Consider the following 22,774-nt stretch of genomic DNA (forward strand, 5'->3'; position numbering starts at 1 on the left):
TCGCGATGATGCATACTTCGCCGCCTTTCCGTCCTTCTCCGATCACGGCGACCGTCGATCTTAATCGCGATGGCGTGCAGCACGGCCACTTGCGGCTACCCTGGTCACGAGACGATTCCGCGTGGGGTTCGCTCATGTTGCCCATTTGCGTCATTCGCAATGGCGACGGCCCCACAGCCCTTCTAACGGGCGGTAATCACGGTGATGAATATGAAGGGCCGGTTGCACTCTACGATCTCGCCGCCAATCTGAAACCGGCTGAGATCAATGGGCGCGTTATCATCGTGCCTGCTATGAACTTTCCAGCCTTCATGGCCGGAACGCGCACATCACCGATAGACAAAGGTAATCTCAACCGCAGCTTTCCCGGACGCCCGGATGGAACGGTTACGGAAAAGATCGCCGATTATTTTACGCGCTATCTGCTGCCCACAGCCGATATCGTCATGGACTTTCACTCAGGCGGTCGCACACTTGATTTCCTACCCTATGCGGCTGCCCATGCCCTGCCCGATACGGCTCAGGAGGCGCATTGCTTCGCTGCCGTCAAAGCATTCTGCGCACCCTTTTCGATGCGGATGATCGAAATCGATGCTGTAGGCATGTACGATACAACCGCAGAAGAAGCAGGCAAAGTCTTTGTGACGACAGAGCTTTCTGGCGGCGGCACGATCTCGGCGCGCACAGCAACAATCGCCAAGCGCGGGATTCGCAACCTTTTGCGTCATGCAGGCATTCTGAAAGGTGAAGTCGAACTGTCTCCCACCATATGGCTCGATATGCCATCGCAGGAATGTTTCGGCTTTGCAGATACAGAAGGGCTTCTGGAACCACTTGTCGATCTTGGTGCAGAGGTGCGCAAGGGCGATGTTATCGCCCGCGTTCATTCTGTTACCCGTACCGGTGGCGCACCGCAGGAATATCGCGCTGCTCTCGACGGCATTCTTGCCGCTCGTCATTTTCCGGGTCTGATCAAGATGGGCGATTGCCTTTCAGTGATCGCAACAATCAGTGAGGAACCAACCTCGTCTTAAAACCAGTTCATATAGACCAACTGAAAAGCCGGACATCCAAACAACCGGCATCCATAAAGAGGAGTGAACACCATGCGCATGAAACTTCATACCATCTCTGCCCTGCTTTCCGCAGTGGCATTCGTAGCCCTTACCATCCCATCACAGGCAGTCACGATTGACGAGCTGAAAAGCGCTGGTTTTGTACGTGGAGCAACCGCCAACGAAGTGCCTTACGGTTACATGGACGCAAGTGGTGCCGCCAAAGGCATTGGCCCGGATGTTGCCGCAGCAATCTTTAAAAAACTCGGAATTGAGGAAGTTGACTGGACCGTCACACCATTCGGCTCGCTCATTCCCGGATTGAAGGCCAAGCGCTTTGAGTTTGTCGCCGCCGAGCAGAACATTCTGCCGGATCGTTGCAAGCAGGTGCAGTTCACTGTTGCCAATTCCAGCTATGGTGAAGGTCTTCTGGTGCCCAAAGGCAACCCAAAGAAAATCCATTCCTATGAAGACATCAAGAAAGATCCGTCTCTGAAAATTGCGATTGTTTCGGGCGCAGATCAGATCGACTTCCTGCATGGCATGGGTATTGATGAGTCACAAATCATCATGATTCAGGGCAATGCTGACGCGCCATCCACAGTACAGGCCGGTCGTGCCGATGCTTATGCGGCAACCGAATTGACGGTGGCTAACCTTGTTGCGAATTCCCCAGAACTGGAGCAGGCGCATCCGTTTGTCGATCCGGTTGTGGATGGCAAAGCTGCACGTAGTTTCGGCGCTTTCAGCTTCCGTCCCGAAGATAAGGACTTCTTTGAGGCCTTTAACAAGGAACTCATCGAATTCAAGAAAACCGATGACTACGCCAAAATCCTGATGACATACGGGTTGAGCGAAGAGAGTGTCAAAGCGGCACGTACAGTTGATACGGCGAGCCTCTGCAACGCAAAGTAACGCAATTGTCGCCCGCCGAACCATGATGAATGGCTCGGCGGGCCTTGTCTCATCTCTATCGGGAGAAGACCATATGCACTGGACGGAGTATCTTCCTGCCCTTTTCAAAGGCGCACAAATCACCGTCGTTCTTGCACTGAGTTCGTTGGCTATCGGCACCCTGCTGGCATTCGCTGCTGGCATCGCCCGTTTTGCAGGTGGGCCGATATTATCAACGATTGCGGTGGTTTATATCGAGATATTCCGTGGCACGTCGCTGCTCGTGCAATTGTTCTGGCTTTATTACGCTCTGCCACTGATCGGCATTTCGTTCGACCCACTCACGACCGGCATCATGGGGCTCGGCCTCAATATAGGTGCCTATGGTGCGGAGGTGGTGCGCGGCGCGCTGAAGTCTGTCCCAGAGGCACAGCACGAAGCCGCCAGAGCCCTCAACTTCAGCAAAGGCCATACATTGTTTCATGTCATTCTGCCGCAGGCGATTGTCGAGATGATGCCGGCTTTCGGCAATCTGGCCATTCATAATCTGAAAGATACAGCACTCGCCTCGCTTATCGCGATCAGCGATTTGACTTTTCAGGCCCAGCGTTTACGCAATCTGACGCTCGACAATGTGACGATCTATTCGCTTACACTACTCGGCTATTTCGCAATGGCCCTGGTGCTCGCCTACGCCATCCGCTGGCTTGAGCGGCGACTGAAGCGCCAGACAATGGCAGGAGGTTTCGCATGATTTATGGTTATGCCTGGGACACCTCGTCCACGCTATCCTTTGCGATTTCCATTCTGCCAATTCTGGGGATCGGCCTCACCGTAACCCTCAAGGCAGCAGCCACCGGTTTCGCGATTGCGCTGGTACTTGGTCTTGTCTTCGCCCTTTTGCGTCGAAGCCCTTACAAGATCATTTCGTGGCCAACAGTTGTCGTTGTGGAATTTTTGCGCGATACGCCGCTGCTGGTTCAGCTGTTTTTCCTCTATTACGTGCTTCCCGTCTACGGCATCGTATTGCCCGCATTCCTGACCGGCGCGTTGGCTCTCGGCCTGCAATATTCGGCCTATACATCGGAAGTCTATCGTGGGGGCATCGAGGCCATACCGCGTGGACAGTGGGAAGCCGCACGTGCGTTGAACCTCACGCCCTGGCGCACCTATCGTGACATCGTCATTCCTCAGGCTGTACCGCGCATCACACCGGCCATGGGCAACTATCTTGTGTCTATGCTCAAGGAGACGCCTGTTCTGTCTGTCGTCAGTATCGTCGACATGCTCAACCTTGCCAATCTGATCGGTGATCGTACCTTCGAATATCTGGTGCCACTCTCGATGGTCGGCCTGATCTTCCTCATCCTGACACTTATCTGCTCGGCAGGCATCCGACTGCTCGAACGCACACTTCCAAAGAACGGGATCGCTCTCAAATGACCCAGGAAATTATCCGCTTTCAGGACGTAACCAAGCGCTTCGGCGCACTGACTGTGCTGGATCAATTCAATTTCTCGGTCAATACGGGTGAGAAAGTGACGCTGATCGGCCCATCAGGGTCAGGCAAGTCTACAGTGCTTCGCATTCTCATGACGCTGGAGCCATTTCAGGAAGGCACGCTGGAGCTTGCCGGAACGTCCTATCACGAGCCGAATGGCAAGGGACCGTTTCAGGCAAGCGAAGCCCATTTACGTAAAATCAGATCGCATGTCGGCATGGTGTTTCAGAGCTTCAATCTGTTTCCGCACATGTCTGTGTTGCGCAACATCATCGAAGCGCCTGTTCATGTTCTTGGGCTGAAGCGGGACGAAGCCGAGGCACGCGCACTCGATCTTCTCTCTCTTGTCGGCCTGACAGACAAGAAGGATCACTTCCCTTCGCAGCTTTCGGGCGGTCAGCAGCAGCGCGTTGCGATAGCGCGTTCTTTGGCTATGCGTCCGCGTGTTTTACTTTTTGATGAACCGACGTCAGCACTTGATCCGCAGCTTGTCGGCGAAGTTCTTGCGGTCATTCGTAGCCTCGCACAGGAACATGATCTGACCATGCTGCTCGTAACCCATGAGATGCGCTTTGCACGTGAAGTCTCTGATCGTGTCTGTTTCTTCGACAAGGGGCGCATCTGCGAACAGGGCACGCCGGAACAAATATTCCAATCGCCGACCGAAGATCGGACGAAAGAGTTTCTGCAATCAGTTCTATAGCGCTCAGGCTATAGAACTGACGTCATAGACGGGCGGCAGCTGTGCAAAGGTTTCACGAATAGTCTCAAGTGCTGTCTGCAAGGCGGATTGCGAAAGTCTTCCGCCTAGACAGATGCGAATACCGCCATCCCCCCGCTCACCACCCGCCACAAACGGATCAGAAGGTGTGACAGCAACACCCTTGCTTGCCAGCGCACGGACCAGACCATCCTCAGACCAATTACGCGGTATTTTCAACCAGGCACAAAGTGACAGCGGATTGCTGCCTGCAATGTGAGGCCCCAGAATGTCAGCAACCAATGTCTGCCTTGAGCGCAATTCGTCACGCTGAATATCCAGAAGTTCAGCAACTGTTCCATCTTCGATCCAGCGACTGGCCATCTCCGCAACAAGATTAACGCCACTCCAGCTCGTCACCCGTAAGATCGACGTCACTCGAATGGAATAATGCGCTGGCACAACGAGATAGCCTGTACGCAAACCAGTCATAACTGTCTTGGTGAAACTGGTTACAAAGAAGCCCAACTCCGGTAGCAATTCCGGCATTGACGGCAGGGGCTCTTCGAGGATCGGCTTATAAACTTCATCTTCAATGACACAAACGCCATATCGCCGTGCAATGTCTGCGACTGCAATACGCCTTGCAGCACCCATCAGATGACTGGTCGGATTGCCAAGCGTCGGGATAAGGACAAGCGCCCTTATATCTCCTGCCTTACACGCCGTTTCAAATGCATCAGGCAATATGCCTTCTCTATCCGTCGGTAGCGCGCGCAGCGTGAAACCAAGCACATTGGCAAGACCGATGATACCATGGTCGGTCAGGCTTTCCGTCAGCACCACTTCGCCCGGTTGCACAACCGCTGCAACTGCGAGAAACAGCCCGTGTGCTGCGCCATTTGTAATGATGATCCGACCCGGATCAACATCCACTGACAAACCGCGCAACCAGTCACGCGCGATATTGCGGTGACGATCCAGCCCCGCAATCGGACGACACGGACGCATGAAGCTCGCATTGTCCGACTGGCTCATTTCCTCAAATAGTCGCCGCGATGCACTCTCATGCGCGCCCATGTAGACTGCACGGATAATGGAAAGATCAGCGATACCACTGGGATCACGATCGAGCATGAAACGATCTGCGCGTTCAGTCACGCGATTGCACACATAGGTGCCGCGCCCGACCTCCCCGCGCAAATAGCCACGCCGCTCCGCTTCCTTATAACTGATACTCACCGTCTGCACGGATAGCCCCAGTTTGTGTGCGAGATCACGATGCGTTGGCATCCGCGTCTCGGGTTTAAGAACACCCTTCTCGATATCCTCAACGATCTTTTCGGTCAGAAGCCGATGTTTTGTGGTTCCTTTGCGCATCTCCAGCGCAGGTTGCCACACATCGAAGGTTACAAGATCATTACAAGACATCGATTGTCCTAATTTAACAGGAGTGCACCCCATGACAATTTATCTCGCGGTGAACGAGATTTGAAGTGGCTAATGCGAGACAGCAGAGTTTATTCGATGTTTTGTGACACACATCACAAATAAAAACGGCCCGCCAGTATCACTGCGGGCCGTTTTGTCGTGATTGTAAAACTACTATGATCAGCTCAATACGATACCGCCATCGACGTTAAGGCTCTGGCCGGTCACGAAGGCTGCGTCATCGGACGCAAGGAATGCGACCGGACCAACCACATCTTCGGGGTCACCAATCCGTCGCATGGCCGTCTTCTCCTGCCATGCTTCACGTATTGCGACGTCCTCAAGATTGACGCGACCCATGTCAGTCAGAATGATACCGGGACAGACACAGTTGGCGGTAATGCCGAAGGTTCCCACTTCCTGCGCCAAGACACGTGTGAACCCCATGACCGCGGCTTTTGAGGCTGAATAATGCGCCTGTTCCGGCGCGCCATGCTTGCCGCCGATGGAGGCAATATTCACGATGCGACCGTACTTCTGCTTCTTCATGTGAGGCAAAATCGCCTGAACCACCAGAAATGTGCCCTTGGCATTGACATCAAGAACGCTGTCCCAATGTTCTTCCTTGAGATGCTCAACGTCGCTGGCAATCAGGATACCCGCATTGTTGACCACAGCATCGATACGGCCAAACGTGTCGATGGTCTTCAGTACCATGGCCTCAACATCGGCCTTGCGGCTGACATCTGCATAAACGCTCAATACACGACGACCGGCCGCTTCGATTTCCGCCGCAACCTCTTCCAACGCGTCTTTCTGGCGTTCGATATCGTTGATGGCTACATCAAAACCGCGCTTAGCCATACCAACAGCGATGGCACGCCCTATTCCACGGCTGGCACCTGTGACGAGAGCTATTTTTGCTTGTTCGGTCATTTCATCCTCCAGAAATCAAAGGGCGGTATAGCCGCCATCGACGGTCAGTACCGTGCCGGTCACAAAGCTTGCCGCGTCAGACGCGAGAAACAAAACAGCATTGGCAATCTCACGCGGTTCACCGAGCCGTCCCTGCGGCGTCATGGCGAGCCATGTCGAAAACCATTCCTCGTTGCTGCGGCCTGCAAGCGTCAATTCTGTTGCGGTGTAGCCGGGAGCGACCGCATTTACGCGCACGCCTTGTTTTGCCCATTCAACAGCCAGCGACCTGGTAATCAGATTGACGCCCGCTTTTGCAGCATTGTAGGCCACCTGCGGTTGAGGATAGACGACAATCTCACCGCACATGGATGAAATATTGACGATAGCACCCCGACCAGCCACAGCCATACGTTTGCCAAATGCTTGCGCACAGTAGAAAACGCCATTGAGATTGACGTCGATCACCGCCCGCCAGTCATCTTCTGTGACATCGCTGGCTGCGGCATTTCTGACAATACCAGCATTGTTGACCAGAATATCAGGCACGCCAATCTCGTTGGCAATTGCCTCCGCCACCCGTTCAGCAGCATTCTTGTCTGTTACATCGAGCACATATAATCGCGCTGACGCGGCTCGTTGTGCGTTGAGTTCGGCAACAGTCGCCGTGCCTGCAGCCTCATCGCGGTCGGTAATGATAACATTCGCACCGGCCTCGACGAAAAGTTCGGCGATAGCGCGTCCAATACCTTTCGCACCGCCGGTAATGACAGCACTTTTACCCGTCAGCTGAAAATCCTTGAGCATTCTCTTCTCCCGAATATCTTACTCAACTGCCACGAACCGATTTTAAAGCCGGGTAGAGCGCGCGATACTGTTGATAAATCTCGTTATAGATCGCCGTCTCACGCGGACGTGGTTCAATGCGGGTGCCCGGCTTGACCATGGCTGCGATGCCGTCATCAATGCTGGCAAAATGGCCTGCACCGTGAGCCGCCAAAACAGCGGCACCAACTGAAGGCGCATCGCGCGACTGTGGTACACAAACTGGTAATCCAGCCGTGTCGGCATGGATTTGCAGCCAAAGGGGTGACGCACTTGCCCCACCGCCAACAGTGATCTCCTGCCCGCGATAACCAGCATCTGCCATCGCATCGAGGATGGCACGTGTACCGAAACTGATGCCTTCCATGATAGCCCGGAAAACATGGTGCGGCTCGTGCGCAAGTGTCAGTCCGACAATTGCCCCACGTGACAAGGCATCGGTATAAGGTGTGCGATTGCCCTGAAAATGGTCTTGTACGAGCAGCCCATCTGCACCCGGCTCAAGAGTGGCGGCCTTGCGGTTCAGTTCTTCCATATCCATGGTGCCGTTCATCATGCGACCCAGCCAGGCAATAACTGAACCCGTCGATGTCTGGCCACCTTCAATGATATAGCGTTTAGGATAGACCATATCAGGATAACTGCCCCATATACCGCGCGCATGAAGCGGCTTGTCTGAAACGCCGAACTGCAAATGAGATGAGCCGGTTATCAAGGCAAGCTGTCCCGGCTTGGCAACGCCAAGACCGATCATACCAATCAGCGCGTCCGCACCGCCCTGCACGACTTTCACCTTCTGCGAGAGACCGAGTTCAGATGCAGCGCCTGCACTCAGATTAGCGATCACTTCACCGGGCGCGACCACCCGTGACGGCCATTTCTGCAACAGCTCTTGAAGGTCAAGTTTCTCCAGAAGCGTCTTTGGAAATCCGCCGCGGTCTGTCGAATAATGCCAGCGCAACGAAACATTATTGAGGCTGGCAGCCCTCTCTCCTGTCAATCGCAGCGTCATGAAATCCTGATATTCGCAGATGGTTTCTGCTTTCTCGAATATCTCCGGCTCGTTGCGCGCGATCCACAGCGCCTTCGGGATCATCCATTCCGCTGAAACAGGTCCCTGCCCGCTACCATTCGCCAGAAGCGCTTCATCACCGGTTGCGAGTACGGCTTCAGCTTCAGCACTCGCACGCACATCCATCCAGATGATTGATGGGCGCAGAGGCTTACCATCTGCATCAAGCGCGACCACCGTGCAACTTGTTGTAGCCAGTGTGATTGCCTCGATTGACGCCGGATTGATCGCGGAATCTGATATTGCTTTGCGCGCAGCCAGAACGAAGGAAGACCACCAGTCTTCAGGGTTCTGTTCCGCCCGCGCTCCGCTTGAAAATTTCGTTTCATAAGGCACAGCGGCACTCGCCAGACACGTGCCTGAAAGATCATAGACCCGCGCGCGAATACTTTCCGTTCCTCCATCGGCGGTCAGAAAATAAGCCATTCACATCCTCCCAAATGCCATTCCGAAAGCGCCTCCAGCTCTCGGAATGCATCACCGTGCAACCGTTCAATTTAGTCCGCGAAATGCTTCCAGTGCCTTGCCCGCATACATCACAGCCGGACCGCCGCCCATCTCGACAGCAACTTCAAGCGCCTCGATCAACTCCTTCTCGGTCGCACCATGACGGATAGCTGCATCCACGTGATAGAGGATGCAATCTTCGCAACCTTTAGCAACAGCAATGCTGACCGCAATCAACTCTCGCTGGGCAGATGAAAACGCACCCGCAGCCGTTGCAGATTTGCTGACCTTGGCGAAGCCGGACATGAGTTCCGGCGTCGCTTTGGCAAATGCGCCCAGTCGTGACTGGGCTTCTTTCAGACGCAGCTTCACATCAGTCATTCGAACCTCCTGCAAAATTCAAAACCAGATCGGTCACGTCCTTCGCCTGATCCCATTGCGGCATATGACCCGACTGAGCGAGGAAATGAACGCCGATTGACGGCGGCAATGCAGTCACTTGCTGCCACGGGATAATACGATCCTGTAGTCCCACCAGCACACGGACAGGCATTAAGCGCGAAAGCTTTTCGAGTGACGCGATAATGTCGGTTCGCTGTCCTGATGGTCCAACCACGGCTTCTGCCAGATTTTTCAGACGTCCTTTAGCCATAGTTGCAGCAAACTCGGACACCAGCACTGGCGAAAGTTCGACAGGTTTGGCCGCTATACGCCGCAGAAGATGCGTTATCTCGCCCGCTGATGTTGCCAGTGCCATGCCGGAAATAAATCCAGCATCAATCTCGGAGCCAAGGCCCGCAGGTGCGACGAGTGTCAGGCCAGTAACGCGGGCGGGATAAGCCGAGGCAAATGCAGTTGCTGCGACCGCACCAAAAGAGTGCGCGACAACATCCGCCTTTTTGATCGACAGAGCATCAAGGAATGCGGGGAGGAACTGACTAAGCTGGTCAGCATTCGCCGCATGGATCGTTGTCAATCCATGGGCAGGGAGATCGGGTGCGACCACACGGAAGCCTGCCCTACGCAGTCCGGATGCGACGTTACTCCATGTGGTCCGGTCACCCGAAAATCCATGAAGCAGCACGAAAACCTGCGCATCTTTGGGGCCGATATCAGTATAAGCAACCCGACCATCTGCAAGCTCGACGAAGTTCACATCAGCGCCTGCCTGCGGATTTCCTGAAGCCTCCAGAACGTCTTCTTTCTCAACCCGACCTCTGCGGCCCGAGCCTGAAAGCGTGTTAATGTCGATGCCCTTCTGGCGCGCAAGTCTGCGTGCAAGGGGGGTCGCACGAGTGCGCTGATCATGGCTGGTTACCCTCGCTGGCCGCACCCTTGCGGACTGCTGAGCAGTCTGAACCGGCGTTTCTGCCTGAGAGACAGCTTCAGCCTTTTGTGTGGCTCGATCTGCCACTACTTCAATACGAGCTATGGCATCGCCAACAGTTACCATGTCGCCTTCATGGCGCAGGATTTCAACGAGCTTACCACTGACCAGCGCCGGAAATTCTGCAACCGTCTTGTCGGTTTCAATTTCAAGAACGGCTTCGCCACGCTCAAAACTGTCGCCCGCAGCTTTCAACCAGCGAACAATACGGCCCTCTTCCATCGTCTCACCAAGACGAGGCATATCAAGATCGATGACAACATTTGCTTGGTGCGAGCCGGCTGCGGGCGCGGGGTGCGACGCAGCCGGCTCCACCGATGAAGGCGTGCTTTCGCCGCCTTCGTCGGTCCAGTCGGGACCTGTGCCAATATCAATGCGCGCAAGCGGCGCACCGACAACGACATGATCCCCAATTGATCCGATCCATTCATTGAGCGTGCCGTCACCCAGCGCGGGGAACTCGGCGACCGTCTTGTCGGTCTCAATCTCTATGATTGAATCACCGCGCTTGAAATTGTCGCCGGGATTGACGAGGAAGCCGACAATCTTGCCTTCTTCCATCGTTTCGCCGAGGCGCGGCATTTTTAGAATACGTTCTGTCATGACAGCATTCTCTCCGCGACCGACCGGATAAGGTCCGATGTTGGTACGCTGCCAGCTTCCAGATCCTGCGAAACCGAAATCGGAATATCCTCACCGGCAACGCGCACGACAGGCTGTTCCAGATAGTCGAAGCATTCTTCTGTGATACGGGCAGAAAGCTCGGCTGCAACACCGGCTGTCATCACGCCTTCGGAAACAACCATTGCCTTGCCGACGCGCTCGACATGTTCCCGTATCGTATCGAAATCGAGCGGATTGAGCGTGCGAAGATCAATAACCGTCGCTTCAATACCCTTGGCAGACAGCTTTTCGGCAGCATCCAGCGCATAATGAAGCTGGCGCGAATAGGTTACGATAACCAGATCTTTGCCAGTACGGCGCACCGCAGCCTTACCCCATTCAAGCGGGTCGGCATCAAGATCGACCTCTTCCTTGCGGGTATAGAGCGCCTTGTGCTCGATAAAGACGACCGGATCAGGTTTTGTCAGGCTCTGGCGCAACAAATGATAGGCATCCTGCACGGTGGCAGGCATGACAAGCCGCAAGCCCGGCGTATGCATGATCCATGCTTCAAGGCTCTGCGAATGCTGTGCACCCGCCGAACGGCCTGTGCCGCCTTGCGTGCGCAGCACCATCGGCACGCCGATCTGGCCACCAAACATATAGCGGATTTTGGCTGCCTGATTGGCTAACTGATCCATGGTCATACCGAGAAAGTCGATATACATCAGCTCCGCAACCGGACGCAGGCCGGTCATAGCAGCCCCAACAGCAGCGCCGATAATGGCAGGCTCGGAAATCGGGGTATCGATAAGCCGTTCAGCCCCATATTTTCCGATCAGATCTTTCGTGACGCCATAAGCGCCACCATAGCGACCTACTTCTTCGCCAATGACGACAATGGTGTTGTCTTCAGCCATGGCATCATCCAGCGCTTTACGCAGCGCATCGCGGTAAGTCATGGCAACCATTATGCTTCATCCCTGGAAAGTACGCGGTCGATACGGGTGCGGACGGGTTCCGGCTCTGGCTCGCCCACCGCATAAACGTCCTTGAACATGGAGGTGAGTGGCGGTGCCTTGGACTCGACCGTGAAATCAATGGTCGCGTCCATTTCGGCAGTGATGCCGCTATCCATTGCGTCGAGTGCTGTTTCCTCAGCCAAGCCTTCCGTGACCAGCCGGTCACGTGTGAATTTAACCGGATCTTTCTTGCGACCTTCCGCCTCTTCAGCTTCCGCGCGATACGGGCTCTTGTCCATGCGGGCATGACCAAAGAAACGATAGCAAGTAACAGACAGGAAGCCCGGCTTGCCGAGGCGCGCATCATCGATCAAGCCTTGCGCTGCGGCCTTAACTTCTTCCACATCGATACCATCGACGATCGCGCCATTAAGGCCGAAAGCATGTGCGCGCTGATCAAAAGCCGTATTGGCTGTCGCCTGATCGACACGTGTTCCCATGCCATACTGATTGTTGATGCAGACAAACACGACTGGCAGGCCCCAGAGAGCCGCCATATTCATGCTCTCATAAAGAATGCCCTGTTGCATTGCGCCATCGCCGAAGAATGCGAGCGAAACGGAATTCTTCTTGAGATATTTGCTGGAAAGACCAGCGCCAACGACCGAAGGAATACCGCCGCCGACAATCGCATTGGCACCAAGATGCCCAAGCGCCATATCGGCAATATGCATGGAACCGCCCTTGCCATGGCAATAGCCGGTTTCCTTACCGCCAATTTCCGCCATCATCTGCCGGGGATCGGCACCGCGTGCCAGAAAGATACCATGACCGCGATGATGCGTCGTGAACGTGTCCTGCGGCTGCATCGCAGCGCAAACACCAGCTGCGGCTGCTTCTTCACCAATGGAAAGGTGAAGCATAGAACCAGCCGTCTGACCGCGCACAAACAATTCGCCCACGCGTTCTTCAAAGGTGCGGATGCGCCGCATCGTCCGGTAGAGTTCGAGAAGATTAGAGTTACTCGGATTTTGCACGTGCGCCTCCGACAGACTTGTCTGTTGCTTTTGTTTCATGATGTTTAGTTCAATGCCTCACGTGTGCTCTCAAAGGAGCTTCAGTTTGGTGGTGCGCGAAACGACCGCGACCGCTACGAGAATGATAAGGCCCTTCACGATGCTTTGGATGTATGTGTCCATGCCGATGAGGTTGAGGCCGTTATTGATGACACCGATAAAGAGTGCGCCGAAGAATGTGCCGGCGATTGTTGCCGTGCCCGGACGAAACATCGTCATGCCGATGAACACCGTTGCAAGGCCGTCGAGCAGATAACGCTCGCCCGCATTGGGCTGCCCTGAGCCAAGACGCGCCGCAAGAAGTGCACCGGCAACCGCTGCAAAAATCGAGCAGACGACAAGAGCGGCAGCACGATAGAAGCGACCATTAACCCCCGAAAGCTCTGCGGCTTTGAGGTTACCGCCAACTGCATAAATGTATCGGCCGAACACTGTGCGTTCCATCAGGAACCAGGCGAAGAGGACCACAATCACCATGGCGTAAGCGAGCACCGGAATTCCGAATAATTGTCCCTGACCGAGCCAGAGATAATTTGCCGGAAGACCACCATAGATTGCCCGCCCGCCAGTCATCAGAAAGTTGATACCATAGAGGATGGAGCCGATCGCAAGTGTTGCAATTAGCGACGGCACGCCGACAAACGTGACCAGAATTGCGTTAACGGACCCCACCACCAGACCAGCACCAAGACCAGCAAGCAAAGCCACAGGCAACGGAAATCCAGCGACCAGCATGAGCGGCACCAGAATGCCTGCCATGCCAACCATGTAGCCAACCGATAGATCCATTTCACGAGCTGCAAAACCGAAAGTCAGTCCGGCTCCAACAATCGTCAGCATCGATATCTGCTGGATGATATTGAGCAGATTGTTTGTCGTCAGAAAGCGGTCAACAGTCAGCGAAAAGCCCGCAAACAAAAGAAAAAGTACGAAAAGCGTACTATATTTAAGCAGCCATTCGCCTTTGAGCTTTTTACCAAAGCTTTGGGCATGGCGGGATGATTGCGGCGAAACCGCTGAAGATCGAGCATTCATGGGGTAACTCCTGCCATTGCGGCAATAAACTTCGCTTCGGAAAATGCTCCGCGACCAATCTGAGGCCCGGGACTGCCATTCACGAAGGGGATGACGCGGTCTGCCACGTCAGCGATTTCCAAAAGATCGGACGATGTAACGAGGATAGCGACACCTTTGTCGGCAAGCCTGCGCATCTGTGCATGAATTTCGCGCTTGGCGCCGATATCGACACCTTCGGTTGGCTCGATGAAGATCATCAGACGGTAGTGATCATCAGCGCCATAAAGCCACTTGCCGATTGAAACTTTTTGTTTGTTGCCGCCGCTCAGGTCCTTCACGAACTGGCTGCGTGAATGTGCTTTGACGTTCATAAGCTGCATTGTTCGGTCGGCTTCATTTGCCTCGCGACGCATCGACAATATGCCGGTTCCACCAAACGCTGCGTGCGATGGATGCACCATTGCAAGGTTTTCGCGAACGTCCCAATCGCCAATGAGAGAATTCTCCATGCGGTGATCCGGCACAAGTGCCACACCTTTTTTCTGCATGGTTCGCGCATCGACTTTGCTGAGCACTTCGCCTTGAAAGCGGCATGTTCCGGAAGTCAGACCGCTCGCAGCATAAAGTGAACGGGCAAAACCAAAATGCCCTGCCCCCGTCAGACCGATAAGTCCGACGATCTCCCCCGCACGGATGATAAAATGATCGGCACTGACACCACCGGCCTGCCAGTCGCTGACCTCCAGAACTACCGGTCCGAGGTTGCGGGTATTCTGACTATCCTGTTCAGCTGCATCCTTGCCGCCTGAACGCTGAAGCATCAGGTCGATCAATTGCGCTTCACTTGAATCATCAGCCTGAAGCGTTGCGATATGCCTGCCATCACGCAGAACGGTAATACGGTCGCTCAGCGCTTTGATTTCAGACAGGAAGTGGCTGATCAGGACAATACCAACGCCTTGTTGTGGCAAGGTTCTGATGATCTGCCAAAGGCTCTCTTTTTCGCGAGCAGGCAATGTTGCCGTCGGTTCGTCGAGAATGAGCAGCCGCACATTGCCGCGCAGTGCGCGGATAATTTCGATAATTTTCTGATCTGCCATCGGCAGCATATCGACCTGCTCATCAAGGTCGATGGAAACTTGAGGAAACCAGCGCTTCAGAAGTGCTTCTGCGCGGGCGACAAGCTTTTTCTTGTCGATGACGCCAAGTCCCATGCGTGGTTCATCGCCAAGCAGAATGTTCTGTGCGCCCGTCAGGCCGGGAACGAGGCTGCCTTCCTGAGAGACATGCGCAATGCCTTTGCGTAGCGCATCACCGGCACTGCTAAGCTTCACCTCTGCCCCATCGATGGTGATATTGCCAGAAGTCGGGCTTTTGCTGCCGCCAAGGATGCTGACCAACGTGGTCTTCCCGGCGCCATTTTCTCCGATCAAGCCATGCACCTCATCAAACCGGAATTCTGCGCTGACCTGATCGAGTGCCAGCGTACCGGGATAGGACATGACGATCTGCGAAAGGCTCACGGCCATCGAAGAACTCCCGTGGATTAAATTGCGAGTTTAAGAAAAAGAGGCCGGAACGCGGAACGAACACGTCCCGGCCAGTTGCAGGCATGGGTGCCTATTTCTTCGGGAGGAAGTCCTTGCAATTCTGCTTTGTTACGAGCGGCGCATCGAGATAGACGGTTTTAGAAGGAATGACCGTTGCGGCATCTTCCTTCTTGACCACAATGCTTTCGATCCATTCGCCAGTTTGAGCACCCATCTTTTCAAAGGGCTGGGAAACCGTCGCAATCATCAGGCTGTCTGGCTTGCAGACTTCCTCGATTGCCTGCGGATGACCGTCAATACCGATGACTTTCACATTCTTAAGACCGGCCGCTGTAAGCGAATTGATAGCGGCCTGTGCCGGTTCATCCCACGGCGCCCATACGGCGTTGATCTCTTCACCAAAGCGCGAAGCATAGTCCTGCATGGTGCTGGTGGTATCTTCGAAGAAGGCCGTGTAGTCGATATTGTGTTCGGCGATGACCTTAATTTCAGGATATTCCTTCAGCACCGTCGCCATAACGTCGCCCCGTTTGCGGGTGCCGTGATGCTCTGCCATACGCAGGAAAATAAGATTGCCTTTTCCGCCCATCTCGTTGAGCAGATAGGGAGAAACTGAGGCGGACATGGCCCAGTTGTTGGTTGTCACATCGACAAGCACGCCATCTACCTGACCGCTATCGATTGCAAAAACAGGAATTTTAGCGGCAACGGCAGCGTCAATAGCTGCGCGCGATGCACGCAGATCCGACATGCTGACGATGATGGCATCCACACCACGCGATGCAGCGTCCTGAATATTGGAGGCCGTGCGCTCGCCAGAGCCGCCACTGTCAAGAACACTGATGTTCCAATCCTTGGCTGTTTCCTTGAGCCATGCATCAAAGCCCGCCTTCGCACGCTGTTCAGACTGCGCAGCAGCATTGGAATGAACCCAGGCAACATTCGTCGCTGATGCACTTGCCGTGCCCATCAGCACGGCTAAAGCTGCAACTGCGACAGATTTCTTGAAAAATCCCGATCCCATTTTTTCCTCCCAGAAGCGGCGTGGTTGGCTCCACTATCCAGCTTCAAATTGTTAAACTTCCGCACCAAGGGGCAACAATGTCATCATGTTTGATATCGCATCTGCCCCAGACGCTTTCAGCGAAAGCCACGCACGCCCCGCGTTGCCCTCCTGCTCCTCCAAAACTGTCGCAACGCAGTCGTCAGACTCTGCTCCTCCAGAGAAAGACGTCCTCATCCCGCGATCACTTCAGTCCCGCATTCCAATTGACCCGGTCGCTCTTTCGCGCTCTTGTCCCTCGGAATATTTGATATTAAGCGTCGACAAATTACAAATGTCAAATAGAAATACATTTGTAATTTCGAAGCGGCTATTTGAGTGAGGGACCAATGAGTGAATCTGAAGACGGCCTGATGGTGCGCGTGGCGTGGCTCTATTACGTTGGAGGATTCAACCAGGAGGCGACCGCATCCAGACTGGGGCTAACACGGGCACGCGTGAACAAGATACTGGGTGAAGCCCGCGAAAGCGGCCTTGTCAGTATTTCAATCGATCACCAAAATGCGGGTACATTGCCAGTCGAAAACGAACTGATGCAGCGCTATGGATTGAATTTTTGTGTTTCTACGCCGCCATTTGGCTTCGACGCGGCAGACGACACAGCGTCGGAAATCCGCAAACAGGTTTCGTTCAGAGCTGTTGGTGTTGCAGCTGCTACTTACCTTAAAAATTTTATGGCAGACAATCAGGAGGCGACCGTCGGCACCGGTTGGGGACGAACCATTGAACAGATGACACTGCAACTAGCAGGTGTGCGCGCGCCACAAGCGCGGTTCATTTCGGTCATGGGGTCACTGACGGCAAACTCGGCTTACAATCCATTTGAGGTTGTGCACATGCTAGCCCGCCGCACAGGTGGGCAAGGCTTTTTCCTGCCAGTTCCCTTCATCGCCGATTCTGCGGAAGATCGAAAAGTGTTGATCTCTCAACGTTCCGTTGCCCGGGCAATGGAAATCGCTCGTACCGTGTCTGTGTGTTTCATCAGTGCAGGTGAGTTGACCGAAGATTCACTGCTGCGCCGTCAGAACATGCTCAGCAAATCCGAACTTGAAAGCCTGCGCGCGGCAGGCGCGATTGGTGACACTAACGGTATCTTCTTTGACCGGGAAGGACGCCAGATCGATCATGAAATGAACCAGCGCACAATAGCACTGGGTTTTGAAGAATTGCAGAAAGTTCAGGTTGTCCTGCTCATCGCCGGTCAGGAAAAGGCAGCGGCAGCAAAAGCGCTGTTAAAAAGTGGCATCGTCAACGGTCTCATTATAGATGGCGATGCTGCCGATGCGCTTTTGGCCCTCTCATAAGCGATGCTGAGGGCTATACGCCGATACGTGAGAATTCCGCTATCGGCGCGACACTGCAAGTCAATCGAACTCTTTTTTGATTTTATCGTGAGCCACAACGGCATCACGAAAGCGGCCAATAGAGAAATCGCCGACTGGTGTCTCTGAACCTCCATGCAGAATCATCTCGGCCAGAACTGCACCCACACCCGGCGCAATCTGGAACCCATGCCCACAACAGCCAAAGGCATGAAACAGCCCTTGCGTTGTAGCGCTTGGACCGATGATCGGGATCATGTCCGGCAGATAGCCTTCCATGCCTGACCATACCCGGATGACCTTCGCATCGCTCAGCACTGGTGCAACTTCTGCGAGGCTCCGCATTCCAGCAAGAGTTTTCAGTGGCGGCACCACAGTGCGTTGATGCCTGAGATCACTGGCCGTGCGCGGATAACCGGCAACAATGACATTGCCGCGTGCAATCTGCCGGAAAATCACATTTCCAGCCACAGCCTGTATCGATGGTCGAATAAAATAAGGCAGAGGCTCGGTCACAAACTGCGGAGGTCCGGCGGAAAAAAGCGGTGTCTCCTCATCAAATTGCTGCGCAAAGGCACCGCCCCAGGCACCGGCTGCATTGACAATCTGGGCTGATCTGAACGTGCCGTGCGATCGAGTTTCAGCAACAAACCCGTTATGCGTTGTCTTTGCGCTCAAGACTTCGCAATTCTCAATGAGTTCGGCTCCATGTGCTTTTGCCGCACGCATAACTGCTGGAGTAGCAAGGCGAGGATTGGCCGTTGCATCGCGGGCTGAATAAGTGCCTGCGACAATCTTAGCGCTCAGATAAGGGTAACGCCTGCGTATTTCTGCGCCGTCCAGGTCCTCTATCTCCAGGCCAAACTGACGGGAAGTGCTGGCGTACGCTTCAAGTTTGACAGTCTCTTCATCATTATAAGCGAGATAAATGTGACCGGAGCGATCAAACTCACACCGATCACCGATGAGCTGATCGAGTTGTTCCCATAATTCCTGCGAACGGATGGACAGTGGATATTGCCGCACATCGCGCCCCTGCAAACGCAAATTGCCGAAATTGGCGCCGCTCGACTGCGCTCCCACATACCCCTTTTCGAGAACCGTGACACGATGTCCGGCTCGCGCCAGAAACAGGGCTGTAAACGCGCCATTCAATCCGCCGCCTATGATCAGCGTTTGTGTTTCTCTTAACGATGTCATGAAGAAACGACCCGCACAGCACCAACATTCAGCGGTTTGACCGGAGCTTGCGCACGCAACCGTCCGACATCCTCAATTGAACGACCACTTGCGTGCGACGTAATTTCTGCGAGTGCGAGAGCGCAGAAGCGTCCCTGACAACGCCCCATGCCGCAGCGTGTAATGGCTTTCACCCGGTTCACTTCAACAGGGCCAACTTCTTTGGCTATGCTCTGCCTGATTTCGCCAGCTGAAACGCCTTCGCAGCGGCAAACGATGGTCTCATCGTTGATTGCAGACACATTATCGACGGGCCAGCGGAATATCCTGGCAAGATTGCGCTGGAAAGCCCGATACTGGCCCACGACATCACTGGTTCGGCGTTTTGCTTGTTGCAATTCAGCCCTCGCAACTTGTGGCATCATCACGCTTGCCTCAACAGCAATGTCTTCAATCATCGCAAGCGCTGCCAGCTTTCCGCTTTGAATTGCACAATCGACCCCTCCGATTGAAGCGCCATCGCCCGCCAGGTAAACCCCTTCAGCGCCGCGACCATCCCGATCAGTCACAGGCAACCACTGACGGAAATCACTATCAAACTCAAATTGGCAACCAGCGAGTTCTGCAAGCTGGGTTTCGGCACGGAGCCCATATCCCAGAGCAACTGCATCACAATCGAGCTTCTGGATGCGACCTTTCCGATCACGGAAGACAAGGCTTTCAACGTGAGTTTCGCCTTGAACCTCTTCGAGCACCACACCACTATGAATTGGAATTCCCGCACTCTTCAACTCGGCCATATAGCGCGCACCTTGCCACGCCGTTCTGAAGCTGTGTCGCAGGCCGGGCAAGGCGCTGAGTTTCGCGCGAAACGGTGTCGTATCCAGCACCACAATGTTTTTTGCGCCCAGCCGATGATACTGTAAAGCGGCCAGCAGCAACAGCGGCGAGCTGCCTGCAAACACCACCTTTCGGCCAATGAAACTGCCCTGATCTTTTAAGGCAACCTGCGACCCACCGAGCGAATAAACTCCCGGCAGGGTCCAACCCTTAAACGGCATGATCTTGTCAGTTGCACCAGTCGCAATAATGACGTGCGAATAAGGTAGCTCATCCACTTCGCCAGCGCTTTCTACGAAGGCCGTACCTTCATAAAGCGACCAGACGGTTGTCCGCGGGCGGTAATCAATTTGGCCGATCAGCGCATCGGCATTCCAATGAAAACTCCGATACTTCGCCTCTTCATTCCTGTATAATTTTCGAGGCTCAAACCCCATCTGCGAGTTGAGCCGACGCAGGCCCTGCCCGCCAGGAAACGCAGCCTCACTGAGCATAACAGGCTTCACAACCTGCCCTGTCAGATGTTCAATCAGCTTCGCATTATCGACAATCGTTTGGGCCGCGCTGACGCCCGCAGGACCTGATCCGATGATAAGTGGATGGATCATGACTGGCCCCAGGCTCCAAAACGGCTCAGCAAGTGCATGCCCTGATGTAAGGCGGTTGAGCACGAACGCAGACGTTTTCCCTCTGAGGTCCACACCCAGCAATCCTGACAGGCAGCCATAAGGCAAAATCCCGCACGCGGCATTCCGTCAAATTCGGAATAGCGCAACACATGGCCGCTGTGCAGAAGAACTGCAAGAACCGACTGCCCCTCAAATCCCTGAAATTCAACGCCGTCAAAAGTAAAAGTCAGGGGTTTGCCCGTCGGCGCGACCGCGGCAACGAGCTGCCCTTTTGCAGACGTGGCATTCATCAGATTTTCCCACTTGATTATTGCAATGCAATATTTGTTATTTTTATACAAACATTCCGTATGACAACAATTCTGTCAACGGTGTTTTTAAAAACTGCGACAGAGTGGGCTATCGTCTGGTGTTACGACTGCAGCTGCGGTGATGATTCACGCCTTTGAAATGGTTCGTGACGCCGCAATCACGTAAGGACTGAAACGCGAAACAATGTCCTCTCGTGAATACCGCGCCAGCGATGCTGCGATGTTGATTGCAGCAATGGGCCGCCCGTTTGGTCCGGTAATCGCGGAGGCAATCGACCCGTCGCCGTGATAGACCTGCTCGAAAGCCGTGGCATAACCGTCTTCGCGAAAGCGACGAATATCATCCATGATCACTTTCGGATCGATTATCGTATTGGCGTTGAAGCTACGGAAATGCGTCTGATCGAGAATCGCCTGCGCTTCGTCTTCGGGTAAGCGCGAGAGAATCGCCAGTCCTGGAGCTGTGCAATAGCAAGGCATTCGTGTGCCGATGATAACGTCGGTATTCAGTACATGACGGCTCAGGAACCGCGACACAAATACAATCTCGGTCCCGTCCGGCACTGTAAGATTGATCGTTTCTTCAGTTTCTTTGCTCAGATGCTGCAAATAGGGCATCGCACGATCAATCAACTTGTTCGCCCGAACATAGTGAAAGCCCAGATCCAGCGTCTTTGCCGTCAACTCGAACTGGCGCGTAACTGGGTCTTTCGCGAGGAATCCGAGCTTCATCAGCGTATGCGTAAAGCGCTGCGCCGCACTCATATCGAGGTCGGTCAGGCTAACGATCTGGGAGAGGCTGAGCGTCGACTGATCCGAGTTGAAAGCCCCCAGAACGCGGAAAGCCTTTTCCACAGACCGCACCATAAGCGCGTCACCACGACCAGAATTTTCGCCGCTCACATCTGCTGAATCATCCGGCGATTTCGATTGCTTTTCTTTTGTCAAATCCACTGGTTCTTTCATTGCCACGCCCTGATCCGAGAGCGATTTTTCGCCTATTTATACACAAACAAACTGGCCTTGAAACGGTCGAGCATTGATCCCGCTTCGTCATGCCTTTTCCATAAATTACTAAAACAGCCTTGACAAACTGCAATTACAAAATTCAAAATACAATAACAATTATTGCATTACAATAGTCGATGGGAACACATAGATGTCTGAGTTCATCCTCACCTCACTTAAAAATTCGGTACTCACGATTACGTTGAACCGACCAGAAGTGATGAATGCGTGGAACGCTGCGATGCGCAATCAGCTGATCGAAGCCTTTCAGGCCGCAGAAGAAAATACGGCTGTGAAGGCTGTAATTCTGACCGGAGCTGGAGATCGCGCCTTCGGTGCTGGCCAGGATCTGAACGAAACCAAGACATTCGATGCCGACCGCGCTGAAGTGTGGATCGGAGAGTGGGAAAAGCTCTACACACGGATCAGAACTCTATCCAAGCCGATCATCGCAGCACTCAACGGTGTTGCCGCCGGTTCTGCATTTCAGGTCGCTCTTCTTTGCGATATCCGTATTGCCCATGCGAATGTTCGCATCGGCCAGCCGGAAATCAATTCCGGTATTCCAACAACCACTGGTTCGTGGATCATGCGTGAAATGATCGGGTTCGCTCGTACGGTGGATCTGGTTCTCACGGGTCGTTTGCTCGATTCAAACGAAGCGCATCAGATTGGCCTCATCAACACCATCGTTCCACAGGATCAGGTTCATGCTGCTGCACAGGCACTGGGCGAAGAACTAGCCGGCAAGCCACCTGTCGCAATGCGACTTAACCGTCAGCGTTTCTATGAAATGACCGAACCGAGCCTGCAGGATGCGCTTTCCGCAGGCGTACGTATTCAGCGCGAAGCTTACGCAACAGGCGAACCTGCCCGCATGATGGAAGCATTTTTTGCGGCCCGTCAGGCCCGCAAGGCATCCTGATTTTTAACTGTATCAAAGGCTGCGGGATGTGGCGAAGGCTATATCCCGCACTTATAAGATCG

At 54.1% G+C, this 22,774-nt stretch carries 22 protein-coding genes; 7 read left to right on the forward strand and 15 right to left on the reverse strand.

Features of this window, described 5'->3' with window-relative positions; genetic code table 11:
* Positions 1–5: 5 nt before the first annotated feature.
* The 5 genes from doeB (at position 6) to ehuA (ending at position 4,153) form a co-directional block, all read left to right on the forward strand.
* On the forward strand, positions 6–1,034 hold the full coding sequence (doeB, locus tag CES85_RS03915; RefSeq protein ID WP_095444730.1) for a N(2)-acetyl-L-2,4-diaminobutanoate deacetylase DoeB: 1,029 nt from the start codon (positions 6–8) through the stop codon (positions 1,032–1,034).
* 72 nt (positions 1,035–1,106) lie between these two features.
* The gene (ehuB, locus tag CES85_RS03920) at positions 1,107–1,970 is read left to right on the forward strand and encodes an ectoine/hydroxyectoine ABC transporter substrate-binding protein EhuB (protein WP_095444731.1); all 864 of its coding nucleotides are present in this window, start codon (positions 1,107–1,109) and stop codon (positions 1,968–1,970) included.
* 73 nt (positions 1,971–2,043) lie between these two features.
* On the forward strand, positions 2,044–2,703 hold the full coding sequence (gene ehuC, locus CES85_RS03925) for an ectoine/hydroxyectoine ABC transporter permease subunit EhuC (protein ID WP_095444732.1): 660 nt from the start codon (positions 2,044–2,046) through the stop codon (positions 2,701–2,703).
* Positions 2,700–3,392, forward strand: coding sequence for an ectoine/hydroxyectoine ABC transporter permease subunit EhuD (gene ehuD / locus CES85_RS03930; protein ID WP_094575491.1), 693 nt, complete (start codon positions 2,700–2,702; stop codon positions 3,390–3,392). Before ehuC ends, ehuD begins: the two co-directional genes overlap by 4 nt.
* Entirely contained in the window at positions 3,389–4,153 is a 765-nt protein-coding gene (ehuA, locus tag CES85_RS03935; protein ID WP_095444733.1) for an ectoine/hydroxyectoine ABC transporter ATP-binding protein EhuA, read from the forward strand. The genes ehuD and ehuA overlap by 4 nt, the downstream gene beginning before the upstream one ends.
* Before the next feature lie 3 nt (positions 4,154–4,156).
* Here ehuA and ehuR read toward each other — a convergent pair whose 3' ends face one another.
* From ehuR to CES85_RS03990, 11 genes are all read right to left on the reverse strand, one after another.
* Positions 4,157–5,581, reverse strand: coding sequence for a MocR-like ectoine utilization transcription factor EhuR (gene ehuR / locus CES85_RS03940; RefSeq protein WP_167388242.1), 1,425 nt, complete (start codon positions 5,579–5,581; stop codon positions 4,157–4,159).
* A gap of 180 nt (positions 5,582–5,761) precedes the next feature.
* On the reverse strand, positions 5,762–6,517 hold the full coding sequence (locus CES85_RS03945) for an SDR family NAD(P)-dependent oxidoreductase (protein WP_095444734.1): 756 nt from the start codon (positions 6,515–6,517) through the stop codon (positions 5,762–5,764).
* A 15-nt stretch (positions 6,518–6,532) separates the two neighbouring features.
* Positions 6,533–7,303, reverse strand: coding sequence for an SDR family NAD(P)-dependent oxidoreductase (locus CES85_RS03950; RefSeq protein WP_095444735.1), 771 nt, complete (start codon positions 7,301–7,303; stop codon positions 6,533–6,535).
* 22 nt (positions 7,304–7,325) lie between these two features.
* Positions 7,326–8,819, reverse strand: coding sequence for an FGGY-family carbohydrate kinase (locus CES85_RS03955; protein ID WP_095444736.1), 1,494 nt, complete (start codon positions 8,817–8,819; stop codon positions 7,326–7,328).
* Between the two features lie 66 nt (positions 8,820–8,885).
* Entirely contained in the window at positions 8,886–9,221 is a 336-nt protein-coding gene (locus CES85_RS03960; RefSeq protein ID WP_094575501.1) for a carboxymuconolactone decarboxylase family protein, read from the reverse strand.
* On the reverse strand, positions 9,214–10,830 hold the full coding sequence (locus tag CES85_RS03965) for an acetoin dehydrogenase dihydrolipoyllysine-residue acetyltransferase subunit (RefSeq protein WP_095444737.1): 1,617 nt from the start codon (positions 10,828–10,830) through the stop codon (positions 9,214–9,216). The genes CES85_RS03960 and CES85_RS03965 overlap by 8 nt, the downstream gene beginning before the upstream one ends.
* On the reverse strand, positions 10,827–11,801 hold the full coding sequence (locus CES85_RS03970; protein WP_167388243.1) for an alpha-ketoacid dehydrogenase subunit beta: 975 nt from the start codon (positions 11,799–11,801) through the stop codon (positions 10,827–10,829). The genes CES85_RS03965 and CES85_RS03970 overlap by 4 nt, the downstream gene beginning before the upstream one ends.
* A complete protein-coding gene (locus CES85_RS03975) occupies positions 11,801–12,829 on the reverse strand; it encodes a thiamine pyrophosphate-dependent dehydrogenase E1 component subunit alpha (protein ID WP_094575665.1) in 1,029 nt (342 codons plus the stop codon). The genes CES85_RS03970 and CES85_RS03975 overlap by 1 nt, the downstream gene beginning before the upstream one ends.
* A gap of 69 nt (positions 12,830–12,898) precedes the next feature.
* A complete protein-coding gene (locus CES85_RS03980) occupies positions 12,899–13,903 on the reverse strand; it encodes an ABC transporter permease (RefSeq protein ID WP_094575507.1) in 1,005 nt (334 codons plus the stop codon).
* Positions 13,900–15,414, reverse strand: coding sequence for a sugar ABC transporter ATP-binding protein (locus CES85_RS03985; RefSeq protein ID WP_095444739.1), 1,515 nt, complete (start codon positions 15,412–15,414; stop codon positions 13,900–13,902). The genes CES85_RS03980 and CES85_RS03985 overlap by 4 nt, the downstream gene beginning before the upstream one ends.
* Before the next feature lie 91 nt (positions 15,415–15,505).
* Positions 15,506–16,459, reverse strand: coding sequence for a sugar ABC transporter substrate-binding protein (locus tag CES85_RS03990; protein WP_095444740.1), 954 nt, complete (start codon positions 16,457–16,459; stop codon positions 15,506–15,508).
* A 368-nt stretch (positions 16,460–16,827) separates the two neighbouring features.
* Between CES85_RS03990 and CES85_RS03995 the strand changes: the two genes are divergently transcribed.
* Positions 16,828–17,802: a sugar-binding transcriptional regulator gene (locus CES85_RS03995; protein WP_095444741.1), complete on the forward strand. Its 975-nt coding sequence runs from the start codon at positions 16,828–16,830 to the stop codon at positions 17,800–17,802.
* Between the two features lie 60 nt (positions 17,803–17,862).
* Here the strand turns inward: CES85_RS03995 and CES85_RS04000 are convergent, their stop codons facing one another.
* From CES85_RS04000 to CES85_RS04015, 4 genes are all read right to left on the reverse strand, one after another.
* Complete coding sequence (locus tag CES85_RS04000) at positions 17,863–19,020, reverse strand: NAD(P)/FAD-dependent oxidoreductase (RefSeq protein ID WP_095444742.1); 1,158 nt, start codon at positions 19,018–19,020, stop codon at positions 17,863–17,865.
* Positions 19,017–20,447, reverse strand: a complete 1,431-nt coding sequence (locus CES85_RS04005; RefSeq protein WP_095444743.1) for an FAD/NAD(P)-dependent oxidoreductase — start codon at positions 20,445–20,447, stop codon at positions 19,017–19,019. Before CES85_RS04005 ends, CES85_RS04000 begins: the two co-directional genes overlap by 4 nt.
* Positions 20,444–20,758, reverse strand: coding sequence for a (2Fe-2S)-binding protein (locus CES85_RS04010; RefSeq protein ID WP_095444744.1), 315 nt, complete (start codon positions 20,756–20,758; stop codon positions 20,444–20,446). Before CES85_RS04010 ends, CES85_RS04005 begins: the two co-directional genes overlap by 4 nt.
* Positions 20,759–20,905: 147 nt before the next feature.
* Positions 20,906–21,745, reverse strand: coding sequence for an IclR family transcriptional regulator (locus tag CES85_RS04015; protein ID WP_244923218.1), 840 nt, complete (start codon positions 21,743–21,745; stop codon positions 20,906–20,908).
* A gap of 193 nt (positions 21,746–21,938) precedes the next feature.
* On the opposite strand from CES85_RS04015, the gene CES85_RS04020 reads away from it, so the two are divergent.
* Complete coding sequence (locus tag CES85_RS04020) at positions 21,939–22,712, forward strand: enoyl-CoA hydratase/isomerase family protein (protein ID WP_095444745.1); 774 nt, start codon at positions 21,939–21,941, stop codon at positions 22,710–22,712.
* Positions 22,713–22,774: the final 62 nt, after the last annotated feature.

Source organism: Ochrobactrum quorumnocens, from assembly GCF_002278035.1.
Taxonomy (GTDB): Bacteria; Pseudomonadota; Alphaproteobacteria; order Rhizobiales; family Rhizobiaceae; genus Brucella; species Brucella quorumnocens.